Source organism: Paraburkholderia sp. A3BS-1L (assembly GCF_051125215.1).
Classification (GTDB): Bacteria; Pseudomonadota; Gammaproteobacteria; order Burkholderiales; family Burkholderiaceae; genus Paraburkholderia.
The window spans coordinates 3020239-3038453 of record NZ_CP120442.1 but is presented as its reverse complement, the minus strand read 5'-3'; the positions used below and the strand labels follow the sequence as shown (position 1 = coordinate 3038453).

Genomic DNA, 18215 nt, shown 5'->3' with positions numbered 1-18215 from the left:
CAATGAAAGCTCTGCTCGATCTATTCAAGCAAGTCCAACAAGAAGAAGTTTTTGACGCGATCAAGATCGGTCTGGCCTCGCCGGACAAGATCCGTTCGTGGTCGTTCGGCGAAGTGAAGAAGCCGGAAACCATCAACTACCGCACGTTCAAGCCGGAGCGGGATGGTCTGTTTTGCGCGAAGATCTTCGGGCCGATCAAGGACTACGAGTGCCTGTGCGGCAAGTACAAGCGCCTGAAGCACCGTGGCGTGATCTGCGAGAAGTGCGGCGTGGAAGTCACGCTGGCGAAGGTGCGCCGCGAACGCATGGGCCACATCGAGCTGGCCTCGCCGGTCGCGCACATCTGGTTCCTGAAGTCGCTGCCGTCGCGTCTGGGCATGGTGCTCGACATGACGCTGCGTGATATCGAGCGCGTGCTGTACTTCGAAGCGTACGTGGTGATCGAACCGGGCATGACGCCGCTGAAGGCGCGTCAGATCATGACCGAAGAGGATTACTACAACAAGGTCGAGGAATACGGCGACGAATTCCGTGCCGAAATGGGCGCGGAAGGCGTGCGTGAACTCCTGCGCGCGATCAACATCGACGAGCAGGTCGAAACGCTGCGCACCGAGCTGAAGAACACCGGCTCGGAAGCGAAGATCAAGAAGTACGCCAAGCGCCTGAAAGTGCTCGAGGCCTTCCAGCGTTCGGGCATCAAGCCCGAATGGATGGTGCTCGAAGTGCTGCCGGTGCTGCCGCCCGAACTGCGTCCGCTCGTGCCGCTGGACGGTGGCCGCTTCGCGACCTCGGACCTGAACGACCTGTATCGCCGCGTCATCAACCGTAACAACCGTCTGAAGCGTCTGCTCGAGCTGAAGGCGCCGGAGATCATCGTCCGCAACGAAAAGCGGATGCTCCAGGAAGCGGTTGACTCGCTGCTCGACAACGGCCGTCGCGGCAAGGCGATGACGGGCGCGAACAAGCGTCCGCTGAAGTCGCTCGCCGACATGATCAAGGGTAAGGGCGGCCGCTTCCGTCAGAACCTGCTGGGCAAGCGCGTGGACTACTCGGGCCGTTCGGTCATCGTGGTGGGTCCGACGCTCAAGCTGCACCAGTGCGGTCTGCCGAAGCTGATGGCGCTCGAACTCTTCAAGCCGTTCATCTTCAACAAGCTGGAAACGATGGGCGTCGCCACGACCATCAAGGCTGCGAAGAAGGAAGTCGAGAACCAGACGCCGGTGGTGTGGGACATTCTGGAAGAGGTGATCCGCGAACATCCGGTCATGCTCAACCGTGCGCCTACGCTGCACCGTCTTGGCATTCAGGCTTTCGAGCCGGTGCTGATCGAAGGTAAGGCAATCCAGCTGCACCCGCTCGTTTGCGCGGCGTTCAACGCCGACTTCGACGGTGACCAGATGGCCGTTCACGTTCCGCTGTCGCTCGAAGCGCAGATGGAAGCGCGCACGCTCATGCTCGCGTCGAACAACGTCCTGTTCCCGGCCAACGGCGATCCGTCGATCGTGCCGTCGCAGGATATCGTGCTGGGCCTGTACTATGCCACGCGTGAAGCGATCAACGGCAAGGGCGAAGGCATGACGTTCACGGGCGTGTCGGAAGTGCTCCGCGCGTACGAGAACAAGGAAGTCGAACTGGCCTCGCGCGTGAACGTGCGTATTACCGAAATGGTCCACAACGAGGACAAGTCGGAAGGCGCACCGGCATTTGTGCCGAAGATCTCGTTGTACGCGACCACGGTTGGCCGCGCGATCCTGTCGGAAATCCTGCCGCCGGGCCTGCCGTTCTCGGTGCTGAACAAGCCGCTGAAGAAGAAAGAAATTTCGCGTCTGATCAACACCGCATTCCGCAAGTGCGGTCTGCGCGAAACGGTGATCTTCGCCGACCAGCTGATGCAGTCGGGCTTCCGCCTGGCTACGCGCGCCGGTATTTCGATCTGCGTGGACGACATGCTCGTGCCGCCGCAGAAGGAAACCATCGTCGGCGAAGCCGCGAAGAAGGTGAAGGAGTACGACCGTCAGTACATGTCGGGTCTCGTCACCGCGCAGGAACGCTACAACAACGTGGTCGACATCTGGTCGAACACGTCGGAAGCGGTCGGCAAGGCGATGATGGAGCAGCTCGCGACCGAACCGGTCATCGACCGTGACGGCAAGGAAACGCGTCAGGAATCGTTCAACTCGATCTACATGATGGCCGACTCGGGCGCGCGGGGTTCCGCGACCCAGATTCGCCAGCTGGCGGGTATGCGCGGCCTGATGGCAAAGCCGGACGGCTCGATTATCGAAACGCCGATTACCGCGAACTTCCGCGAAGGTCTGAACGTGTTGCAGTACTTCATCTCGACCCACGGTGCACGTAAGGGTCTTGCTGATACGGCACTGAAGACCGCGAACTCGGGTTACCTGACGCGTCGTCTCGTCGACGTCACGCAGGATCTCGTGGTCGTCGAGGACGACTGCGGCACGTCGAACGGCGTGGCGATGAAGGCTCTCGTGGAAGGCGGTGAAGTCGTCGAAGCGCTGCGCGACCGTATTCTCGGCCGTGTGGCGGTGGCGGACGTCGTCAATCCGGAAACGCAGGAAACGATCTACGCTTCGGGCGACCTGCTCGACGAAGACGCGGTCGAAACGATCGAAAGCCTCGGCATCGACGAAGTGCGCGTGCGCACGCCGCTCACCTGCGAAACGCGCTATGGCCTGTGCGCCTCGTGCTACGGCCGCGACCTCGGCCGCGGCTCGCGCGTGAACGTCGGCGAAGCCGTCGGCGTGATCGCGGCACAGTCGATCGGCGAACCGGGCACGCAGCTCACGATGCGTACGTTCCACATCGGTGGTGCGGCATCGCGTGCGGCAGTGGCCTCGTCGGTGGAAGCCAAGTCGAACGGTACGCTGCGCTTCACGGCGACGATGCGTTACGTCACGAGCGCGAAGGGCGAGCAGATCGTCATCTCGCGTTCGGGCGAAGCCATCATCGCCGACGATCACGGCCGCGAGCGCGAGCGTCACAAGGTGCCGTACGGCGCGACGCTGCTGCAGCTCGACGGTGCCGCGATCAAGGCCGGCACGCAGCTCGCCACGTGGGATCCGCTCACGCGTCCGATCATCACCGAGTACGGCGGTACGGTGAAGTTCGAGAACGTCGAAGAAGGCGTGACCGTGGCCAAGCAGATCGACGACGTCACGGGTCTGTCGACCCTCGTCGTGATCGACGCGAAGCGCCGCGGTTCGCAAGCGGCGAAGAGCGTGCGTCCGCAGGTCAAGCTGATCGACGCGAACGGCGACGAAGTGAAGATCCCGGGCACGGAGCATTCGGTGCAGATCGGCTTCCAGGTCGGCGCGCTGATCACCGTGAAGGATGGTCAGCAGGTTCAGGTGGGTGAAGTGCTCGCACGTATCCCGACCGAAGCGCAGAAGACGCGTGACATTACCGGTGGTCTGCCGCGTGTGGCGGAACTGTTCGAAGCACGGTCGCCGAAGGACGCCGGTATCCTGGCGGAAGTCACGGGTACGACGTCGTTCGGTAAGGACACGAAGGGCAAGCAGCGTCTCGTCATCACGGACCTCGAGGGCAACCAGCACGAGTTCCTGATCGCGAAGGAAAAGCAGGTGCTGGTCCACGACGGTCAGGTCGTCAACAAGGGCGAAATGATCGTGGACGGCCCGGCCGATCCGCACGACATCCTGCGTCTGCAGGGTATCGAGGCGCTGTCGCGCTACATCGTGGACGAAGTGCAGGACGTGTACCGTCTGCAGGGCGTGAAGATCAACGACAAGCACATCGAAGTGATCGTGCGTCAGATGCTGCGCCGCGTGCAGATCACCGACAACGGCGATACGCGCTTCATCCCTGGCGAACAAGTCGAGCGTTCGGACATGCTCGACGAGAACGACAAGATGATCGCGGAAGACAAGCGTCCGGCAACGTACGAGAACGTGCTGCTCGGTATCACGAAGGCATCGCTCTCGACCGACTCGTTCATCTCGGCGGCGTCGTTCCAGGAAACGACCCGCGTGCTGACCGAAGCGGCGATCATGGGCAAGCGCGACGATCTGCGTGGCCTGAAGGAAAACGTGATCGTCGGCCGTCTGATTCCGGCTGGTACGGGCCTCGCGTTCCACAAGGCGCGCCGCGCGAAGGAATCGTCGGATCGCGAGCGTTTCGACCAGATTGCAGCGGAAGAAGCGTTCGAGTTCGGTACGCCGGAAACCCCGGCTGCAGAACAGCCGGAGCAGCCGCACACGACGGACGAGTAAGCTTCTGGCGAACATGTTTCGCCATTGGCTGAAACTGTCGGATGAAATCCGCCCGGTTCAACCGGGCGGATTTTTTTTGCCCGCTAGAACCGGGGCGCGACGCCCTATCATGTTTGCTGTCCCGTCACGCGGATTCCCGGCACGGACGGGCCACCCATGCTAATGTGGCGCCTCGCGCGGCCCGCGCGTCCGTGGGACGGGCTTTGTCGTGTAACTTTCACCCATTCCGGAGGCGTGAATCATGTGGGTTGTAGGCGTTGGTCTGATTTTGAATCTGGTGGCGTCGGTCGGCATCTTCTCGTATTTGCTGCACCACGTCGGCATCCAGCCTGCTGCAACTTTCTTTGCAATCTTCCTGGTCGTCTGGGCATTCATCATCATCGGATTCATCATGCAGGTCGCAGGAAAGGTGCGGACCGGCGCGCTGCTGATTTGCATTGGCTCGCTGGTTTTTGTGCCTGTGGGTTTTGTTGCGATTATTGGCAGCATTCGAGTCGCGCGCAGGCGCCCAGTCTGAGTACATAACTTGCTCTCGGTGTCGCGCTCGTGTGGCATCGAGTGATTATCCGAATCTGGCGCGTAGTAAATATATCGGCGTCCTTAATAAAAGAATGTTTGCTACAATATTTGCCGTCATTTATGACGTATCTTGTTTCTCTGAATATTAAATCAATTGATTCCGCCATCTTTTAATTATTCTCTTTATTCCCTCGTTACGGATTGATGGCAGAACTCGCTTTCTCCTGTCTGAATTACGTGCTCAGGTGTACGTTAATTTCTGCATTGGTGTGGAGACATCCGGGGTGAATTCCTAAGTAAGAGCGTGTTCTTTAGGGACAATTTTCTGTTGAGGAAAATCAAGTCACGAGACAAATCGCAGGAAATTTAAAACTCCTTATTTTCTTATAAGCATCTAACGACTAAAGTTGCGCAACGCTGTAGTTCACGCCAGATGAAGCGCGCATGCTTCCAGATGGCAGATTTTTGAGCATTGAGCCGGGAAGCGCCCTGCGATAAGAACGCGACAACGACCAAACAATGCTGGCGGTCACCGCAGCCTAAAATCAAATAAAGCGTACGGGGTATATCGTTAGATATGCGAATTGGTATAGACATCGTTGAAACGGGACGAATCGCGCAAGCGATCGAACGCAGCGGCGAAGCATTCGTCGGGCGTTTGATTTCTGCGCAGGAAATGCTTGAGCACGCCGATCCCGCTAACGTCGAGCGCCTCGCCGGAATTTGGGCTGCCAAGGAGGCTGCGGTGAAAGCACTCGGAACAGGCTTTCGCAATGGCATCACCTTTCACGATATAAAAATCCTTCACGATCCGCTTGGCAAGCCATATTTCGAATTTTCGGGCGAATTCGACAGGGTAATGCGGCTCGAAAATCTGAAGACATCAATTTTGACAATCTCGCATTGCAGATCACATGCAGTCGCGGCGGCTGTGCTCGATTAATAAACCTGCAAAAAATTATGGCCATTTATTCAGAACTTGAAGGTAAGACCGTGGTTGTAACGGGCGCCAGTGGTGACCTCGGTTTGGCGATTTGTCGCAAGTACCTCGCGCTCGGCAGCAATGTGATCGCGCTCTACAACAACACGAAGGCCAGTCTCGACGAACTCGCGGCCGAACCGGCAAGGGCAGGGCGATTGACCATCGCGAAATGCGATGTCGCAAACCGTGACGACGTCGAGCGCTTGCGCGGCGAGCTGGAGCAGCGCCTCGAAGCCATCGACGTTCTCGTCAATAACGCCGGCATCAACAAGGACAACCTGGTTTCCACGATGACGTTCGAGGAGTTCGACGAGGTGGTTCGCGTCAATCTCCATGGAACGTTCAACATGACCCAGGGGATGCTGAGGCTGATGAGGCACGCGACGCAAGCCAGCATCGTGAACGTGACGTCCGTTGCGGGGGTGACGGCGAGCTTCGGGCAGTCCAACTACAGTGCCGCCAAGGCGGGCATTTCCGGCTTCACGCGCTCGATTGCGAAAGAGCTCGCATCAAAGGGGATCCGGGTCAATGCCATTGCTCCTGGCATGATCGAATCCCAGATGGTCAAGAAGGTGCCGCGCCACATCGTCCGCACCATTTCCGATGCGATTCCATTGAACCGTTTCGGGCGTCCAGAAGAGATTGCCGAGGTGGTCGCATTTCTCAGTTCCAACGCCGCAAGCTACATCGTCGGGCAGACGCTGGTGGCCGACGGTGGCCTTGTAATGCGCTAATTTGCGGAAATTTTCATGTCTAAACTAGATCGTAGTCTGATTCCCGCGCAGCAGCTGTTTGAGATCGGCGTGTGGCGATCCCCGATATTCATGGTGGACCGTATTGCCGATATCGTGGTCGGCCCCAAGCCGAGCATCACTGCTGTCAAGCACGTCACCTTCAACGAGTCCTATATTGCCGGCCACTTTACCGACAATCCGGTCATGCCCGGCGTGATGATCGCGGAGATCTTTGGTCAGGCAGGCGAATACTGCGCCTTCTTCAACGACGTCTGCGCGGCATACGAGACGGAGACGGGGCGTGCCGCCAAGCGTTTCGAAGACGTTGCCGAAATAATTAGCACACCAGAAGGTAAGCGCATCATAAAAGAGCAAAAATCCCAGGTGATCGGGTTTCTGGCTGCGCAGAACGTCAAGTTCAGAAGGGTGGTCTATCCGGGTTACACGATCTATGCCGAGTGCCGGCTGGCGCTTACCGATACCCAGGGTTTCAATCATTTCAACGTGGAGGCGCGCGTCGGGCGCCACGTCGTTGTAGAGGGAACCACTATCAATTTCCGGACCTACCGGGACAAGCTCGGTAGCAATGTTGCTGCCGGAATCTCACGATAAAGAGCGAAAAGAAATGACCAATTCAACGATCCTGGACGATGTCGAGCGACGCAAGGCTGTGCTCGAAAAACTCAAGGCGGGGCTGATCCAGCGTCTCAATCTTCCGCAGACCGTCGAGCAGATCGACGACGACACGCCGCTGTTCGGCAGCGGCCTGCGTCTCGACTCGGTCGATGCAACCGAAGTGTTCGTGCTGCTCGACGAATCCTTTGGCATCCGCGTGTCGGAGGGCGACGAGCCTTCCTATCTGCGAAGCATCAATACGCTTGCGTCGTTCATTCTGGAGCGCAGCAAAAACGCACAAGCTAACGCAGCCTGACGAAAGTCCGATCCAAACTCGACACGAAGAGACGAGCAAGCTATGACGAGCCTGAAAGACATGCATATCAGCGACGGCGCAAAGATGGGCGTGCGCAATGGTGTTGAAATCCCGCTGAGTTATGGCGATACCGCGCGCGAAATCGCTGCCGCCCGCGGTTATTTGACGGACAACCTCATGCTGGGCGCGCAGGCGTCGGTCAGCAAGGGGCAGCGCTGGCGTCATTTGAACATGGCCAAGGCGGCGGCCATCCGCTCGTATGAGAACGTCGGCGATCCTTTTTCAATCGACCGGACCGGCGCGCGCACCGATATTGCCATTGGCCTGCGCTACACCGATTCCGAGCGTACGGAATACGGCATCGAGTACTACGGCCAGAGCCAGGGTTATAGCCGCAACGAATGGAAGAGCTACTTCGATACGGTCACGTTTATCAACGGCGGCTACGCGCCGTTCGTGGTGGCCTTTGCAATCTTGCTGGTGATTGTGTGCGCTTTCATGATTGGCTTTGCGTCCCGGTCAAGACGCGCCACGTTGACGGGTGAATTGTTGATGGGCAAGGCGGATGAGCGGTTCATTCAGCTCGCCGGGGCGACGAGCCGCTGGTTGGGCATGTCCGCAATCGGGCGCTATACGCTCTATCTCTTGTCGACGGTCATCTGGGCGGCGCTCGTGTGCGCGGCATTCGAGAAGTGGGCGCCGGGGGCGGGCTTCGTGCCGCTTTATTGTGTTGCACTCGTGCCGCTGATGATCATGTATGCCGGCGAGCGTTGCGTGTCGATGCATCGCGATCTGATCGAGGCTCGGGACGGCGAGCGTCGTGTGCTGTTGACGTTCAAGGACGTGAAACTGGCATTGCCCACGGATTAGCGTTGCCCGCGTGCGCAGCGGGCCGCGTCGGGCCGCGCGGCAGTCCGCCCCCACTGCCGTTTGGCCAATGTCGCGGAGATTGGCGGTCGGGGCGGGTAGGGGTTGGTAAAATGCGGCAACCCCGCCTCATCACGTGTGCCGCCTACATGTCCCGCTCCCTCGAAATTCTCAACGAAGTCTTCGGTTATCCCGCCTTTAGAGGGCAGCAAGCCGAGATCGTCGAGCATGTCGCGGCGGGCGGCGATTCCCTCGTGCTCATGCCCACGGGCGGCGGCAAGTCCCTCTGCTACCAGATCCCGGCACTCGTGCGCCACGAAGCGGGTCACGGCGCCGGCATCGTGGTGTCGCCGCTCATCGCGCTCATGCAGGACCAGGTGGCCGCGCTCACCGAAGTGGGCGTGCGCGCCGCGTATCTGAATTCCACGCTCACCGGCGCCGAGGCCGCCGCCACCGAGCGCGCGCTGCGCGAGGGCGACATCGATTTGCTCTATGTCGCTCCCGAGCGGCTCATGACGGCGCGCTTTCTCGATCTGCTCGAGCGCGCGCGCATCGGCCTCTTTGCCATCGACGAAGCGCACTGCGTGTCGCAGTGGGGGCACGACTTCCGGCCCGAGTACATTCAGCTCTCGATCCTGCACGAGCGTTTCCCCGACGTGCCGCGCATCGCGCTTACCGCCACCGCGGATGCGATCACGCGCGACGAGATTGTGCATCGTCTCGCGCTCGACGACGCCCGTATCTTCGTGTCGAGCTTCGACCGGCCGAATATCCGCTACCGCATCGTCGAGAAGGACAACGCGCGCACGCAGCTGCTCGACTTCATCCGTGCGGAGCACACACGGGCCGACGGCACGACCGATGCGGGCGTCGTCTACTGCCTCTCGCGCCGCAAGGTGGAAGAGACCGCGGAGTGGCTGAAGGGGCAGGGCGTGCGCGCCTTGCCGTACCACGCCGGCATGGAGTTCGAGGTACGCCAGAAGCACCAGGAACTCTTCCAGCGCGAGGAAGGCGTGGTCATGTGCGCAACCATTGCGTTCGGCATGGGCATCGACAAGCCGGACGTGCGTTTCGTCGCGCACCTCGACCTGCCCAAGAGCGTGGAAGGCTATTACCAGGAAACCGGCCGTGCGGGCCGCGACGGGCTGGCGGCCAATGCGTGGATGGCCTATGGTCTCGGCGACGTGGTGCAGCAACGCAAGATGATCGACGAGTCCGACGCCGACGATCAGCACAAGCGCGTCCAGACGGGCAAGCTCGATGCGCTGCTCGGCCTGTGCGAAACCGCCACGTGCCGGCGCGTGCGCCTGCTCGCGTACTTCGGCGAAGCGAGCAAGCCCTGCGGCAACTGCGACACCTGCATCGAGCCGCCGGCCACGTGGGACGCCACGCGCGAGGCGCAGATGGCGCTTTCGTGCGTATTTCGCGCGCAGCGCGCGAGCGGTTTCAACTTCGGCGCAGGCCATTTGATCGACATTCTGCGCGGCAACCGCAACGAGAAGATCATGCAGCGCGGGCACGAGAAAATTTCGACGTTCGGCATCGGCTCGGCGCTCTCGGAAGCCGAATGGCGCGCCATTTTTCGCCAGCTGGTGGCGTTCGGCTATCTCACCGTCGATCACGACGGTTTTGGCGCGCTCGTGCTCACGGAGGCAAGCAAGCCCGTGCTCAAGGGCGAGCAGCACGTCACGATGCGCCGCTATGTGAAGCCCACACGCACGCGCACCTCGTCGAGCCGCACCAGCGAGCGCGCTGATCCGACCCTTGGCATGAGTCAGCGCCAGCGCGCGCGCTGGGAGCGCCTGCGGTTGTGGCGCACCGATACCGCGAAGAGCGAGGGTGTGCCTGCCTACGTGATCTTTCACGACGCCACGCTGGCGGAGATCGCGCGCAACGGCCCCGAGTCGGTCGACGAGTTGCGTGATATTCCGGGCATCGGCGCGCGCAAGCTCGAACGCTTCGGCGAGGAGCTGGTCGAGGTCGTCGGCGACGATTGAGCGCGCTGGCGGGGCGGCGCGTTCGTGCTGTGTCACGTGATTGCCACATTCTCCGTCCCCCGAAATGTCGCAAGCCGTTGACTCGCTTGGTATTTTCGGAATATCATGCTGGGTTCCGGTTTCTGGGATGCTTGCGCGCGTCGGTTAGTTTGACTAATTCGTCGGCTGAGCAACGCATAAAGTGCCTGTCATTTTCAGGTTCTGGAGTTCGATACGCATGGTTTTCCGCTTTGCCCGGAAATAAATGCGTCGATTTTGTTCAATTTCAGGAATAAACAATGCCAACCATCAATCAACTGGTTCGCAAAGGCCGCGCTTCGGAAGCTACGAAGAGCAAGTCGCCGGCCCTGCAGGACTGCCCGCAGCGTCGCGGCGTGTGCACCCGTGTGTACACGACGACGCCGAAGAAGCCGAACTCGGCACTTCGTAAGGTCGCCAAGGTTCGTCTGACGAACGGCTTCGAAGTCATTTCGTACATCGGCGGTGAAGGCCACAACCTGCAGGAGCACTCGGTTGTGCTGATCCGCGGCGGCCGTGTGAAGGACTTGCCGGGTGTGCGCTACCACATGGTTCGCGGCTCGCTGGATACCCAGGGCGTCAAGGATCGTAAGCAGGCTCGTTCGAAGTACGGCGCAAAGCGCGCGAAGGCTGCGAAGTAAGAGTCAAGTGTCGTCGTGCTCGCGAGAGTGCCGGCGATAAAAGCGACAGGTGCCGGATTGGCCGGTGCTGTCGAGTAAGTGGTCACCCGACCAGGCTGGTAAGTCGTGAGATGAATCGGGTTAGTTGGTGGCCGCGGAGCGTTGGGTTCAATCCACGCTTCAACTGAAAAGTTAAAGGAAGAAACATGCCGCGTCGTCGCGAAGTCCCCAAGCGGGAAGTGTTGCCGGATCCGAAGTTCGGCAACGTTGATGTAGCCAAGTTCATGAACGTGCTGATGCTCTCCGGCAAGAAGTCGGTTGCCGAGCGTATCGTGTACGGCGCTTTCGAACAGATCCAGACCAAGGGTGGCAAGGACCCGCTGGAAGTGTTCACTGTTGCGCTCAACAACGTGAAGCCGGTGGTGGAAGTGAAGAGCCGCCGCGTTGGTGGTGCGAACTATCAGGTTCCGGTCGAAGTGCGCCCCTCGCGTCGTATGGCATTGGCGATGCGTTGGCTGCGTGAAGCCGCGAAGAAGCGTAGCGAGAAGTCGATGGCCCTGCGTCTGGCAGGTGAACTCTCCGAAGCGGCCGAAGGCCGTGGCGGCGCGATGAAGAAGCGCGACGAAGTTCACCGGATGGCAGAAGCGAACAAGGCGTTCTCGCACTTCCGCTTCTAAGAGAAAGCCCCTACCGGGGTTTGCTCAAAAAGCGGAAAAAATCCGGGCGGGTGCGCTTATCGAGCGCCTCGCCCGTTTGTGTTCAGACGCGTTGGGATCACCCGGTCGGGATCGATCCGGCGCGCACCTCCCCATAGAGGATCAAAGTGGCTCGCAAGACTCCTATCGAGCGCTACCGCAATATCGGTATTAGCGCTCACATCGACGCCGGCAAGACGACGACGACCGAGCGCATTCTGTTTTACACCGGCGTGAACCACAAGATTGGTGAAGTTCACGACGGCGCTGCGACCATGGACTGGATGGAGCAGGAGCAGGAGCGTGGCATCACGATTACCTCCGCTGCTACGACCGCGTTCTGGAAGGGCATGGGCGGTAACTACCCCGAGCACCGCATCAACATCATCGACACCCCGGGCCACGTCGACTTCACGATTGAAGTCGAGCGCTCGATGCGCGTGCTCGACGGCGCGTGCATGGTCTACTGCGCAGTGGGCGGCGTGCAGCCGCAGTCGGAAACGGTGTGGCGCCAGGCGAACAAGTACAAGGTGCCCCGTCTCGCGTTCGTCAACAAGATGGACCGTACCGGCGCGAACTTCTTCAAGGTCTACGACCAGCTGAAGAACCGCCTCAAGGCGAACCCGGTTCCGGTCGTGGTGCCGATCGGCGCGGAAGAAAACTTCAAGGGCGTCGTCGACCTCCTGAAGATGAAGGCGATCATTTGGGACGAGGCCTCGCAAGGCACGAAGTTCGACTACGTCGACATCCCGGCTGAACTCGTTGACACGTGCAACGAGTGGCGCGAAAAGATGATCGAATCGGCTGCTGAAGCCAGCGAAGAGCTGATGGAAAAGTACCTCGGCGGCGAAGAGCTGTCGGAAGCCGAAGTCGTCAAGGCACTGCGCGACCGTACGATCGCGTGCGAAATCCAGCCGATGCTGTGCGGCACCGCGTTCAAGAACAAGGGCGTGCAGCGCATGCTCGACGCCGTGATCGACTTCCTGCCGTCGCCGGTGGACATTCCCCCGGTCAAGGGCGAGCTCGAAAACGGTGAAACGGCCGAGCGCCGCGCAGCCGACGACGAGAAGTTCTCGGCACTCGCGTTCAAGATCATGACCGACCCGTTCGTCGGCCAGCTGATCTTCTTCCGCGCGTACTCGGGCATCGTCAACTCGGGCGACACCGTGCTGAACTCGACCAAGGGCAAGAAGGAACGCCTCGGCCGTATTCTGCAGATGCACGCGAACAACCGCGAAGAAATCAAGGAAGTTCGCGCTGGCGACATCGCCGCCGCGGTCGGCCTGAAGGAAGCGACCACGGGCGACACGCTGTGCGACCCGGCGCACCCGATCGTTCTGGAACGCATGGTGTTCCCGGAGCCGGTGATTTCGCAGGCCGTCGAGCCGAAGACCAAGGCTGACCAGGAAAAGATGGGCCTCGCCCTGAACCGCCTGGCGCAGGAAGACCCGTCGTTCCGCGTCCAGACGGACGAAGAATCGGGCCAGACCATCATTTCGGGCATGGGCGAGCTCCACCTCGAAATTCTGGTCGACCGCATGAAGCGTGAATTCAACGTGGAAGCGACCGTCGGCAAGCCGCAGGTTGCCTACCGCGAAACGATCCGCGCAACGGCGAAAGACGTGGACGGCAAGTTCGTCAAGCAGTCGGGTGGTCGCGGCCAGTACGGTCACGCGGTCATCACGCTCGAGCCGAACGAGCAGGGCAAGGGCTACGAGTTCCTGGACGAGATCAAGGGCGGTGTGATTCCTCGCGAATTCATCCCCGCGGTCGACAAGGGTATCCAGGACACGCTGAAGGCTGGCGTGCTGGCGGGCTTCCCGGTCGTCGACGTCAAGGTTCACCTGACGTTCGGTTCGTACCACGACGTGGACTCGAATGAAAACGCGTTCCGCATGGCCGGTTCGATGGCGTTCAAGGAAGCCATGCGCAAGGCGCAGCCGGTCATCCTCGAACCGATGATGGCTGTCGAAGTCGAAACGCCGGAAGACTACATGGGCAACGTGATGGGCGACCTGTCGGGCCGTCGCGGTATCGTCCAGGGCATGGAAGACATGGTTGGCGGCGGCAAGATCGTTCGCGCCGAAGTGCCGCTGTCGGAAATGTTCGGCTACTCGACGTCGCTGCGCTCGCTCACGCAGGGTCGCGCAACGTACACGATGGAATTCAAGCACTACGCAGAAGCACCGCGTAACGTGGCCGACGCGATCATCAGCGCGAAGGCGAAGTAAGCATCGGCGCTCATTTGAGCACGCAGTGGGCCAGACATGGGTCTGGCTCACTTTGCACAAGTCACCGATTCATCACTTTTTTGAAAGAAGAGAAACATGGCAAAAGGTAAATTCGAACGGACCAAGCCGCACGTGAACGTGGGCACGATCGGTCACGTTGACCACGGCAAGACCACGCTGACGGCAGCGATCACGACGGTTCTGACCAAGAAGTTCGGCGGTGAAGCCAAGGCGTACGACCAGATCGACGCAGCACCGGAAGAAAAGGCACGTGGTATTACCATCAACACCGCGCACGTCGAGTACGAAACGGCTAACCGCCACTACGCACACGTCGACTGCCCGGGCCACGCTGACTACGTGAAGAACATGATCACGGGCGCGGCACAGATGGACGGCGCAATCCTGGTGTGCTCGGCCGCTGACGGCCCGATGCCGCAAACGCGTGAGCACATCCTGCTCGCCCGTCAGGTTGGCGTGCCTTACATCATCGTGTTCCTGAACAAGTGCGACATGGTCGACGACGCCGAGCTGCTCGAGCTCGTCGAAATGGAAGTGCGCGAACTCCTGTCGAAGTACGACTTCCCGGGCGACGACACACCGATCATCAAGGGTTCGGCCAAGCTGGCGCTCGAAGGCGACACGGGCGAGCTGGGTGAAGTGGCGATCATGAACCTGGCCGACGCACTGGACACGTACATCCCGACGCCGGAGCGTGCGGTTGACGGCGCGTTCCTGATGCCGGTGGAAGACGTGTTCTCGATCTCGGGTCGCGGCACGGTGGTGACGGGTCGCGTCGAGCGCGGCATCGTCAAGGTCGGCGAGGAAATCGAAATCGTCGGTATCAAGCCGACGGTGAAGACGACCTGCACGGGCGTGGAAATGTTCCGCAAGCTGCTCGACCAGGGCCAGGCAGGCGACAACGTCGGTATCCTGCTGCGCGGCACGAAGCGTGAAGACGTGGAGCGTGGCCAGGTTCTGGCCAAGCCGGGTTCGATCACGCCGCACACGCACTTCACGGCTGAAGTGTACGTGCTGAGCAAGGATGAAGGCGGCCGCCACACGCCGTTCTTCAACAACTACCGTCCGCAGTTCTACTTCCGTACGACGGACGTGACGGGCTCGATCGAGCTGCCGAAGGACAAGGAAATGGTCATGCCGGGCGACAACGTGTCGATCACGGTGAAGCTGATCGCTCCGATCGCGATGGAAGAAGGTCTGCGCTTCGCAATCCGCGAAGGCGGCCGTACCGTCGGCGCCGGCGTGGTTGCCAAGATCATCGAGTAAATCGAGTAGAATACTCGGCTTGCTGTAAGCAGTAGTAGTTGAGGTACTTGGACCGGCCTGCGGCTCTCCGCCGCAGGCCGGTCCTGCGCTCTTTATATCGTCTGGCGGCGCAAGTCCGCCTCGCTCTTTTCAAGGAATTGCCATGCAGAACCAAAAAATCCGTATTCGCCTGAAGGCCTTCGACTATCGCCTGATCGATCAATCGGCTGCTGAAATCGTCGAAACGGCGAAGCGGACGGGTGCAATCGTTCGCGGTCCGGTGCCGCTGCCGACGCGCATCCAGCGTTTCGACATCCTGCGTTCGCCGCATGTCAACAAGACCTCGCGCGACCAGCTCGAAATCCGCACCCACCTGCGTCTGATGGACATCGTCGACCCGACGGACAAGACCGTCGACGCGCTGATGAAGCTGGACCTGCCGGCTGGCGTGGACGTCGAAATCAAGCTGCAGTAAAAGTCTCGAGCGCGGCCAGGATAGCCTGATCGTGCTAAGTCTTTGATTGCTTGCGGAAATCGTGGGAGGACGTTATACTTGACGTCTTTTCGCGCATTTGCGCAAAAAATCGGTGTGATTTTTCGGGCCTTTACCCTGAAAACACGCCGGTACTTTGTAAATTAGCCCCGACCAATCGCAGTCGGGAATGGAGAAAACGATGAGCCTTGGACTCGTAGGTCGCAAGGTTGGCATGACGCGTATCTTCACGGCTGACGGGGATTCGATTCCCGTGACCGTGCTGGACGTGTCCGACAACCGCGTGACGCAGATCAAGACTGTTGAAACCGACGGCTACACGGCCGTTCAGGTTGCGTTCGGTACGCGCCGTGCATCGCGCGTGACGAAGCCGCTCGCAGGTCATCTCGCCAAAGCTGGCGTTCAAGCCGGTGAAATCCTCAGGGAATTCCAGATCGACGCCGCCAAGGCTGCCGAACTGTCCGCTGGCGCCGTGATCGGTGTGGAACTCTTCACGGAAGGCCAAAAGATCGACGTGCAAGGCACCTCGATCGGTAAGGGCTACGCCGGTACCATCAAGCGTTACAACTTCAGCTCCGGCCGTGCTTCGCACGGTAACTCGCGCTCGCACAACGTGCCGGGTTCGATCGGTATGGCGCAGGATCCGGGCCGCGTGTTTCCGGGTAAGCGCATGACCGGTCACATGGGCGACGAGACCGTAACGGTGCAAAACCTCGAAATCGCCCGTATCGACGCAGAGCGCAAGCTGCTGCTGGTCAAGGGTGCCGTGCCGGGTGCTAAGGGCGGCAAGGTTTTCGTGACGCCGGCCGTCAAGGCGCGCGCCAAGAAAGGAGCGCAATAATGGAACTGAAGCTCCTGAACGCTAATGGTCAAGAAGGTGCTGCAGTCAATGCGTCGGACGTCGTGTTCGGCCGTGACTACAACGAAGCACTGATTCACCAGATCGTTGTCGCCTACCAGGCGAACGCGCGCAGCGGTAACCGCGCGCAGAAGGATCGTGAGCAAGTCAAGCACACCACCAAGAAGCCGTGGCGCCAGAAGGGTACGGGCCGTGCTCGTGCCGGTATGTCGTCGAGCCCGCTGTGGCGTGGCGGTGGCCGCATCTTCCCGAATTCGCCGGAAGAAAACTTCTCGCACAAGGTCAACAAGAAGATGCATCGCGCAGGCCTCTGCTCGATCTTCTCGCAGCTGGCCCGCGAAGGCCGCATCTCGGTCGTCGAAGAGCTCTCGCTCGAAGCGCCCAAGACGAAGCTGCTGGCCGAAAAGTTCAAGGCCATGGGTCTCGAATCCGTGCTGGTCATCACCGACACGGTCGACGAGAACCTGTATCTCGCGTCGCGCAACCTGCCCCACGTGGCAGTCGTTGAGCCGCGTTTTGCCGACCCGCTCTCGCTGATCTACTTCAAGAAGATCCTGATCACGAAGGCAGCGGTCGCCCAGATCGAGGAGTTGCTGTCATGAGCGAGATTCGCAAGAACGATCATCGTTTGATGCAGGTCCTGCTCGCACCGGTGATCTCCGAAAAGGCGACGCTGGTTGCGGAGAAGAACGAACAAGTCGTCTTCGAAGTCGCGCCGGACGCGAACAAGCAGGAAGTCAAGGCTGCTGTCGAGCTGCTGTTCAAGGTGGAAGTCGAGTCCGTCAATGTGCTGGTCCAGAAGGGCAAAGCCAAGCGCTTTGGCCGCTTCAACGGCAAGCGCAAGGACGTGAAGAAGGCGTATGTCTGCCTGAAGCCCGGCCAGGAAATCAACTTTGAAGCGGAGGCCAAGTAATCATGGCAATCGTGAAAGTTAAGCCGACCTCGCCGGGTCGCCGCGCGATGGTGAAGATCGTCAACAAGGATCTGCACAAGGGCGCGCCGTACGCACCGCTGCTCGAAAAGCAATCCGTGAAGGCGGGTCGTAACAACAACGGTCACATCACGACGCGTCACCAGGGTGGCGGTCACAAGCAGCACTACCGTGTGATCGATTTCCGTCGTACGAAGGATGGCGTCCCCGCGAAGGTGGAGCGTCTCGAGTATGACCCGAACCGTAGCGCGAATATTGCGCTGGTTCTGTACGCAGACGGCGAGCGCCGCTACATCATTGCGCCGAAGGGCGTGACGGTTGGCACGCCGCTGATGTCGGGCTCGGAAGCGCCGATCAAGGCAGGCAACACGCTGCCGATCCGCAATATCCCGGTCGGTACGACGATCCACTGCATCGAAATGCTGCCGGGCAAGGGCGCGCAGATCGCGCGTTCGGCTGGTACGTCGGCCATGCTGCTGGCACGTGAAGGCGTCTACGCGCAGGTTCGTCTGCGTTCGGGCGAAATCCGTCGCGTGCACGTTGAATGCCGTGCAACGATCGGTGAAGTCGGCAACGAAGAGCACAGCCTCCGTCAAATCGGTAAGGCTGGCGCGAACCGCTGGCGCGGTATCCGCCCGACGGTCCGTGGCGTTGCAATGAACCCGGTCGACCACCCGCACGGTGGTGGCGAAGGCAAGACTGCGGCTGGTCGCGACCCGGTGAGCCCGTGGGGCACGCCGACGAAGGGCTATCGCACCCGCAGCAACAAGCGCACGACGAGCATGATCGTCCAGCGCCGTCACAAGCGTTAAGGAGTAG

17 protein-coding genes are annotated in these 18215 nt (G+C 60.3%); all 17 read left to right on the top strand.

Features of this window, described 5'->3' with window-relative positions; all coding sequences use genetic code 11:
• Positions 1–2 precede the first annotated feature (2 nt).
• Positions 3–4253, top strand: a complete 4251-nt coding sequence (rpoC, locus tag P5W99_RS13905) for a DNA-directed RNA polymerase subunit beta' (RefSeq protein ID WP_421024931.1) — start codon at positions 3–5, stop codon at positions 4251–4253.
• A gap of 241 nt (positions 4254–4494) precedes the next feature.
• Positions 4495–4770 (top strand): hypothetical protein, encoded by a 276-nt coding sequence (locus P5W99_RS13900; RefSeq protein ID WP_421024930.1) that lies wholly within the window; start codon positions 4495–4497, stop codon positions 4768–4770.
• A gap of 579 nt (positions 4771–5349) precedes the next feature.
• On the top strand, positions 5350–5715 hold the full coding sequence (gene acpS / locus P5W99_RS13895; RefSeq protein WP_434661203.1) for a holo-ACP synthase: 366 nt from the start codon (positions 5350–5352) through the stop codon (positions 5713–5715).
• Between the two features lie 17 nt (positions 5716–5732).
• Positions 5733–6488, top strand: coding sequence for a 3-oxoacyl-ACP reductase FabG (gene fabG, locus P5W99_RS13890; protein ID WP_434661202.1), 756 nt, complete (start codon positions 5733–5735; stop codon positions 6486–6488).
• A gap of 15 nt (positions 6489–6503) precedes the next feature.
• The gene (locus P5W99_RS13885) at positions 6504–7100 is read left to right on the top strand and encodes a hypothetical protein (protein WP_434661200.1); all 597 of its coding nucleotides are present in this window, start codon (positions 6504–6506) and stop codon (positions 7098–7100) included.
• Positions 7101–7113: 13 nt separating this feature from the next.
• A complete protein-coding gene (locus tag P5W99_RS13880; RefSeq protein WP_434661198.1) occupies positions 7114–7419 on the top strand; it encodes an acyl carrier protein in 306 nt (101 codons plus the stop codon).
• Between the two features lie 42 nt (positions 7420–7461).
• Positions 7462–8289: a hypothetical protein gene (locus P5W99_RS13875; protein ID WP_421024925.1), complete on the top strand. Its 828-nt coding sequence runs from the start codon at positions 7462–7464 to the stop codon at positions 8287–8289.
• 146 nt (positions 8290–8435) lie between these two features.
• The gene (gene recQ, locus P5W99_RS13870; RefSeq protein WP_421024924.1) at positions 8436–10283 is read left to right on the top strand and encodes a DNA helicase RecQ; all 1848 of its coding nucleotides are present in this window, start codon (positions 8436–8438) and stop codon (positions 10281–10283) included.
• 278 nt (positions 10284–10561) lie between these two features.
• Positions 10562–10942 (top strand): 30S ribosomal protein S12, encoded by a 381-nt coding sequence (gene rpsL / locus P5W99_RS13865; RefSeq protein ID WP_027797953.1) that lies wholly within the window; start codon positions 10562–10564, stop codon positions 10940–10942.
• Between the two features lie 185 nt (positions 10943–11127).
• Positions 11128–11598: a 30S ribosomal protein S7 gene (gene rpsG, locus P5W99_RS13860; RefSeq protein WP_006053291.1), complete on the top strand. Its 471-nt coding sequence runs from the start codon at positions 11128–11130 to the stop codon at positions 11596–11598.
• Positions 11599–11744: 146 nt separating this feature from the next.
• The gene (fusA, locus tag P5W99_RS13855) at positions 11745–13847 is read left to right on the top strand and encodes an elongation factor G (RefSeq protein WP_421024923.1); all 2103 of its coding nucleotides are present in this window, start codon (positions 11745–11747) and stop codon (positions 13845–13847) included.
• Between the two features lie 96 nt (positions 13848–13943).
• Positions 13944–15134, top strand: a complete 1191-nt coding sequence (gene tuf / locus P5W99_RS13850) for an elongation factor Tu (RefSeq protein WP_129563002.1) — start codon at positions 13944–13946, stop codon at positions 15132–15134.
• A gap of 142 nt (positions 15135–15276) precedes the next feature.
• Positions 15277–15588: a 30S ribosomal protein S10 gene (gene rpsJ / locus P5W99_RS13845; RefSeq protein ID WP_027819357.1), complete on the top strand. Its 312-nt coding sequence runs from the start codon at positions 15277–15279 to the stop codon at positions 15586–15588.
• 199 nt (positions 15589–15787) lie between these two features.
• The gene (gene rplC, locus P5W99_RS13840; RefSeq protein ID WP_421024922.1) at positions 15788–16447 is read left to right on the top strand and encodes a 50S ribosomal protein L3; all 660 of its coding nucleotides are present in this window, start codon (positions 15788–15790) and stop codon (positions 16445–16447) included.
• Complete coding sequence (rplD, locus tag P5W99_RS13835; protein WP_028213350.1) at positions 16447–17067, top strand: 50S ribosomal protein L4; 621 nt, start codon at positions 16447–16449, stop codon at positions 17065–17067. The genes rplC and rplD overlap by 1 nt, the downstream gene beginning before the upstream one ends.
• Entirely contained in the window at positions 17064–17378 is a 315-nt protein-coding gene (gene rplW / locus P5W99_RS13830; protein ID WP_028206513.1) for a 50S ribosomal protein L23, read from the top strand. Before rplD ends, rplW begins: the two co-directional genes overlap by 4 nt.
• Positions 17379–17380: 2 nt before the next feature.
• The gene (rplB, locus tag P5W99_RS13825) at positions 17381–18208 is read left to right on the top strand and encodes a 50S ribosomal protein L2 (RefSeq protein WP_421024921.1); all 828 of its coding nucleotides are present in this window, start codon (positions 17381–17383) and stop codon (positions 18206–18208) included.
• The last annotated feature ends 7 nt before the right edge of the window (positions 18209–18215 follow it).

Coding starts and splice junctions, on each gene's coding strand:
- rpoC (WP_421024931.1), top strand. CDS start 3: ATGAAAGCTCTGCTCGATCTATTCAAGCAAGTCCAACAAGAAGAAGTT.
- P5W99_RS13900 (WP_421024930.1), top strand. CDS start 4,495: ATGTGGGTTGTAGGCGTTGGTCTGATTTTGAATCTGGTGGCGTCGGTC.
- acpS (WP_434661203.1), top strand. CDS start 5,350: ATGCGAATTGGTATAGACATCGTTGAAACGGGACGAATCGCGCAAGCG.
- fabG (WP_434661202.1), top strand. CDS start 5,733: ATGGCCATTTATTCAGAACTTGAAGGTAAGACCGTGGTTGTAACGGGC.
- P5W99_RS13885 (WP_434661200.1), top strand. CDS start 6,504: ATGTCTAAACTAGATCGTAGTCTGATTCCCGCGCAGCAGCTGTTTGAG.
- P5W99_RS13880 (WP_434661198.1), top strand. CDS start 7,114: ATGACCAATTCAACGATCCTGGACGATGTCGAGCGACGCAAGGCTGTG.
- P5W99_RS13875 (WP_421024925.1), top strand. CDS start 7,462: ATGACGAGCCTGAAAGACATGCATATCAGCGACGGCGCAAAGATGGGC.
- recQ (WP_421024924.1), top strand. CDS start 8,436: ATGTCCCGCTCCCTCGAAATTCTCAACGAAGTCTTCGGTTATCCCGCC.
- rpsL (WP_027797953.1), top strand. CDS start 10,562: ATGCCAACCATCAATCAACTGGTTCGCAAAGGCCGCGCTTCGGAAGCT.
- rpsG (WP_006053291.1), top strand. CDS start 11,128: ATGCCGCGTCGTCGCGAAGTCCCCAAGCGGGAAGTGTTGCCGGATCCG.
- tuf (WP_129563002.1), top strand. CDS start 13,944: ATGGCAAAAGGTAAATTCGAACGGACCAAGCCGCACGTGAACGTGGGC.
- rpsJ (WP_027819357.1), top strand. CDS start 15,277: ATGCAGAACCAAAAAATCCGTATTCGCCTGAAGGCCTTCGACTATCGC.
- rplC (WP_421024922.1), top strand. CDS start 15,788: ATGAGCCTTGGACTCGTAGGTCGCAAGGTTGGCATGACGCGTATCTTC.
- rplD (WP_028213350.1), top strand. CDS start 16,447: ATGGAACTGAAGCTCCTGAACGCTAATGGTCAAGAAGGTGCTGCAGTC.
- rplW (WP_028206513.1), top strand. CDS start 17,064: ATGAGCGAGATTCGCAAGAACGATCATCGTTTGATGCAGGTCCTGCTC.
- rplB (WP_421024921.1), top strand. CDS start 17,381: ATGGCAATCGTGAAAGTTAAGCCGACCTCGCCGGGTCGCCGCGCGATG.